Origin of the sequence: Streptomyces marinisediminis, assembly GCF_026262575.1 — a bacterium.
GTDB lineage: Bacteria > Actinomycetota > Actinomycetes > Streptomycetales > Streptomycetaceae > Streptomyces > Streptomyces marinisediminis.
In genome coordinates, this window is sequence record NZ_JAPKFL010000059.1 from 1 (window position 1) to 5,303 (window position 5,303).

The 5,303-nt window shown below is 57.3% G+C and carries 4 protein-coding genes; all 4 read right to left on the minus strand.

Going from position 1 to position 5,303, the window contains the following annotated elements; genetic code table 11:
• Positions 1-618 (minus strand): IS3 family transposase (locus tag OSB71_RS23920; protein ID WP_265950897.1); only part of this gene is annotated, 618 nt, incomplete at its 3' end.
• Between the two features lie 5 nt (positions 619-623).
• Positions 624-950 (minus strand): transposase, encoded by a 327-nt coding sequence (locus OSB71_RS23925; RefSeq protein ID WP_265950894.1) that lies wholly within the window; start codon positions 948-950, stop codon positions 624-626.
• A 248-nt stretch (positions 951-1,198) separates the two neighbouring features.
• Positions 1,199-2,350, minus strand: a complete 1,152-nt coding sequence (locus OSB71_RS23930) for a DNA methyltransferase (RefSeq protein WP_265950895.1) — start codon at positions 2,348-2,350, stop codon at positions 1,199-1,201.
• A 60-nt stretch (positions 2,351-2,410) separates the two neighbouring features.
• Entirely contained in the window at positions 2,411-4,972 is a 2,562-nt protein-coding gene (locus OSB71_RS23935; protein ID WP_265950896.1) for an ATP-binding protein, read from the minus strand.
• Positions 4,973-5,303: the final 331 nt, after the last annotated feature.

Sequence of the window (5,303 nt, forward strand, 5' to 3'; positions counted from 1 at the left end):
CTGGCTGCCCGCATCGCTGTGGTGTAGCAACTCACCCCGAACATACGGGTGTTCATCGCGGTCACGCTGCCACAGTGCCATCTCCAGAGCGTCCAGGACGAGCTGGGTCTCCTTCGACGTCGCGGCGGACCATCCGACGATGCGACGGGAGAAGGTGTCCACGACGAAGGCGACGTAGACGACGCCGGCCCAGGTCGTCACATGTGTGAAGTCCGCGACCCAGCAGCGGTTCGGCGCGGTGGCGACGAAGTCGCGGTCCACCCGGTCCGGTGCACGCTCGGCCTGCTGGTCCGGGATCGTGGTGATGACCTTCCTTCCGCGGACGGCGCCCGCGATGCCCAGCTCGCGCATCAGCCGTTCGACGGTGCAGCGGGCCACCGCGTGACCCTGCCGGTTCAGCTCGCGCCAGATCTTCCGGGCCCCGTAGACGCGGTAGTTGTCGGTATGGACCCGGTGGATCAGCTCCCTGAGTTCCGTGTCCCGCACGGTACGGGCGGACGGAGCGGCCAGTCGCTTCTTGTGGGCGTAGTAGGTGGAGGGGGCGATCTTGCAGTCGTGTTCGGTGAGCACGCGGCAGATCGGCTCGACCCCGCCGAAGCGGGCCCGGTGCTCGTCGATGAACGCTACGAGCGTGTGTGTGGCCGGTCGAGCTCGGCCGCGAAGAAAGACGCCGCAGCCTTCAGGATGTCGTTGGCTCGCTTCAACTCGGCGTTCTCCTTCTTCAACGCCTTGAGCTGGGCGGACTCCTCGGTGGTCGTACCCGGCAGCCGACCGGAGTCGACCTCGTCCTGCTTCACCCAGTTCCGCAACGTCTCAGCCGAACCGATGCCGAGCTTCTGCGCGACTGCCTTCAGTGCGGCCGATTGATTCGGGTAGTCACCGCGGACCTCGGCGACCATACGGACCGCTCGTTTGCGCAGCTCAAAAGGATAGGAGGAGGGGCGTGCCATGACTCAATCCTTACATGAAATCGAGTCTCTACCGAACCCGGAACGGTTCAGTGGCTGGGGCGGCCGGCTCCACGGCTTTTGGCAGCCACTTTGGGGCGAGCCTCTAAGATCATGGCCCCAACGTCGTGCTTTAACGGGCAGGCCCACAGACTACCCGACTCGCCGAAAACTTACGGGGCCATGATCAGTCGCCCCAAAGCATCTCCAGCCCAAAGCCGCTCCACCGACCGCTACGCAACGGCGTGCGCTCACGTGGGCATGAGCACCTTCTCGAACTTAAGGATGGTCTCCGTGCGCATGCGCCGATTCAAACTACCTTCGGCCGCTTTCGGCGGCGGAAGATAGCGCCGATTCTCCGGCAACTCTCGCTCTCTGCGGCCGACAAGAGTAAGGCCAGACATCTCTGCCGCCGCTACGCAAGCTTCATCATTTTGCATGAAATTGCCGCTCATTGAGCAGTTCCCGATCACTGTAACAGCGTGACTACCTGCGCGAAGGCAGCGCGCCTGCTCTTTATACAGCACCAACAGATCGACGAGATAACGATCAATCATCTTCTGCTGTCTCGGCTTGAGTTTATCGACCTCACCGATGGCTCTCCTCATTCGGTTAACTTCGGGATCCTCACCATCCAATACCAAGCCGCGTTCCGTACCAATAGAGGTGCCTCGAGTTTCACGGAGCTCGCCGATCCGATACCCCATCCACACAAGAGCCATACGATGACCGCGTAGATAGTCGATAGCATTCAGGTAGGGTGGCGAGGTAATAATAAAGTCCACAGAGTCGCCTGTCACCGACAGATTTCTCGCATCACCCAACTGAACGTTTACAGATCCTCTCACATTACGCGCAGAAAGGATCCGCCCAACTTTCGCCGCAGCCCGAGAAAACTCAGCGAAGACGTCGAAGTCGTTTGTGCTACCAACCCTATGCGGACGACTATGACTAACATCCCTCGCTAGCGAGGCACCCCGATCCTTAGTAATGATCAGTCGACTGAAAGTAACCCACAGCGCGTTCTTTATAGGCCCTTCCGAGACTTCTTCAATAGCGGCGGCAAGTCTTCTTAGCGCTCCCCGCTGCAACTCCGCGAACCAGAACTCTACAAACTTCCGCGTTTCTGCATCCTCGTCCAATACCGGCATAGCCGGCGCTTGAGTGAACGCCTTCGCAGCACCAAGAAGGCGTTCAGCGGCTGCTGCGTACTCAAGAGGATCAATGATTGCAGTGTTAACGGAAGAGATTTTTACGGCCAGTGGATCAACGTCAAATCCGATCCCTCTGCAACCCGCTTCAGAGGCCACCCTTAGCGTCGTGCCAGACCCGACCATCGGGTCCAGCACGACGCTGCCAGGCGGCAGAGTCCTGCACTCATCGAGAGCAATCTCAGGCGCCATGCGAGCCGGGAACGGATGAACGGCATGCCCTCGAACACCAGTCACTTACTTACCCAACTCTCAGAGGATGCCCGTCAGATCACTTGTAAGCTCCGTAGGGATCTTCCCAAGTTGCGCAAGAATAGCATCCCTGAGCTTGTCAGGACGAGCGCCCAAGAAGACGTTGTCTCCCTGCACTCGGACCATGTTAGGCGCGAGGATCGACATGCCATGGAGTACGGCATATACGTCCTTTTTGGTCGGGAATTCCTTGTTCCCGCTCTGATCGCGGATCGTTTTAGCGATCACCGGCGTAGTGAGCATGTCGGGCTCATCAAAACCGATCTCATGCAGGGCAGAGAAAAGGTCAGTGTAGCTGAGGTGTTGAAGAGAAATTACTTCTTCCGTCAGGCCCTCAACAAACTCATGCACCTCGTCTGGGGCATAGAGCGTGAATACGTCCTTCAGACGTTCCAGGTCCATAGGGCCCTTGGTGGCATTTAGTACAACCAGCGTGCCTAGATCACGCGCACGCATTGGAGTGACCTTGTGCTGGGTGCACTCACGAGTCAAAGCCCCGCTCTCAAACTCGGGCCCTACTACCAGAGTAAAGTCAGCCGCATGATCATTGCGGTGTCGAACAAGCCCCGCCACCCCGACATTGCCAGTCTTGACCTTCTTGTTTATCGATGACTTGGCGTCATAAGTGACAGCGTACGAGGCCCTCTTTGCGGCACCCTTTTTCGTGATCGGCGCTCGCGCCACACCCTCGGGATTGTTGGAGCCGCCCAGACGCTCCACGACAAATCCAAGGCTTTCAAGGGCGTCCCCGAGGATTTGTTCCAAAGCCTTGTCGTTCGAGTGAACCGCGGCTTCCTCAAGAAGTTCAGCGATCTGAGCTCCGCTACGCCGGCGAAGCCTCGCGACCAACCTATACAACTGGTCTCGATGCAGATCAACTTGACCGAGTGTTGCTTCATCCACGCCCATTTGGATCATGTAAGCGCGGCTGAGGAGTTCGACAACTGAACTGTCTCGCAACAGTAGGCGCAACTCGTGCGTGGACGCGTACTCGCGTGCGAAGGGATGATTCTCATTGATGATGATGCGTCGCGTAGAAATATCGTAGACCACGAGGTGTGCATCACCGTCGAGGGATTCAAAAGTGACACCACTAATAACATCAGCTGGTGTCTCAACCGTATCCCATGAGTCAACTTGCTCTTTCGTCGGCTCCTCTTCAGAACCAAGAACAAAACTGGGCAGGCTCTGGCTCTGAAGCCCATCCTCAATGGCACGCTGCAACGGTTCGAGAGGAACAGTTCCCCACGTCTCCGTCAGGACCTCTCCAGCGTCGGGCCAGGCAGCTTTTTTGGCCTTGTCGTGGGTTGTGCGGGCCAGGTTGAAGAGTTCCTTCAGGAAAGCTTGCGCAATCTCCAGCTCACGACTTTCAAGAACCGCCTCGCGATTCACTGCTAGGCTCGCATTAAGCCCATCCACACGAACAGCGGCGCGGAACTTTGCCCAGGCCGAGTGGTTAAGGTTACTCAGACCAAAATAAGGGTCTTCATAATTAACCAATCGCCCCATGATGTTGACGAAAAAACCGTTTGACGCACCCTTGGCGTCACTCTTCTTTTTGGAGATGGAATCCTCATAGAGCGTTACCGTGCCGGTAACCTCTCCGAGCCCCTCGATCAGCACGTGGGGGTACGGAGTCGAGTGAGCCACGACGGATATGACCTCGTCCTGCCCGGGTTCGTCGCCCTTCAAGGTGATATGGGTAATATCCGCATTATCACCGATCACCCAAGCCTCAGAAACCGCAGTATCCAATTTGGATGACTTCAAGGGTTCACCGTTAAATACGATGCTGACGTTACCCCCAAGTGGGAGGCTCGTACGCAGCATGCGCCGAATGCGTCCCTGCTGCATCTCACGACCCAGCGGTTTGAGATCCGTTAGCAGTGCAAGGGTCCACGTCCCGGAAGGCTCAGGCTTAGGAGGTATAGAGCCGCCGAATTCCTGATACTCGTCCCAAACTTCGGCATTGTTCAACGCCTTCAGCGAGTCACGAATCCTGTCTCCGCCCCCCAGGCTGTCAAGAAAGGTTTCAAGGTCTTCCTCGCTAAGGACGCGAACGGGAAGCGGAAGAGGTTCGATGTGCAGTGCCGTTGGGTCGCCACCGATTTGCCGATAATCCATGGTAACGGCACGTATAATCCCGTCAGCAAACTTGCATATATACGTCAACTGATGAGCCAGAACGTAGGTTGCAAGCTTACCGATGCCGAATTTGCCAATCAGTGGCCTCTCGGATACCCGATGCGCTTTCGTGGAGTGAGCCACCGACCAGAGCAGCTTGAATCCTTCAACGTCCATGGATTCGCCGTTGTCCAGGACCCACACAATGGCATCTTCGGTACTGAGATTGGGACTAAAGCCCACGTGAATAGAGGTTGCCTTTGCATCCCAACTATTCGAAATTAGTTCTTCGAAGGTCTTGTTAGGCGACTTGTACAACTGCTCGCTGAACAGTTGCAGAAACTGCGGGCCGATGGTCACGCTGACTTCAGCATCAGGCACCTCAGTGCCAAGTGCCCTTACGTCGACTACTGCAGCGTCGGTCGTCTGGCTGTCCATACCCGCCCCCACTTCACAGCATGACCTCCGTGACTGCTGACCGTTTCCCCCTCGTCACGGACTGCAGCCGATCTTACCAACGGCTTGAAGCCCTGCCCAGACCTGTGAGTCGGGTGACGGCGTGTCGGGTTGCACCAACAGGGTCACTTGCACTACTCCATGATGATCAGTCAACTGCTAGCTGACTACCGCGCCTCCACTGGCAGGCCGCGCCAGTCTCTACTGAGCACCCGGCAGCCTGCTCTTCATCTAACGACAGAACGGTAGGCCTTATGTCTGGATTGGGCTTTTTGGCATAACTTGCCGCCTTTGCCTTCATCGTCGACTCGAC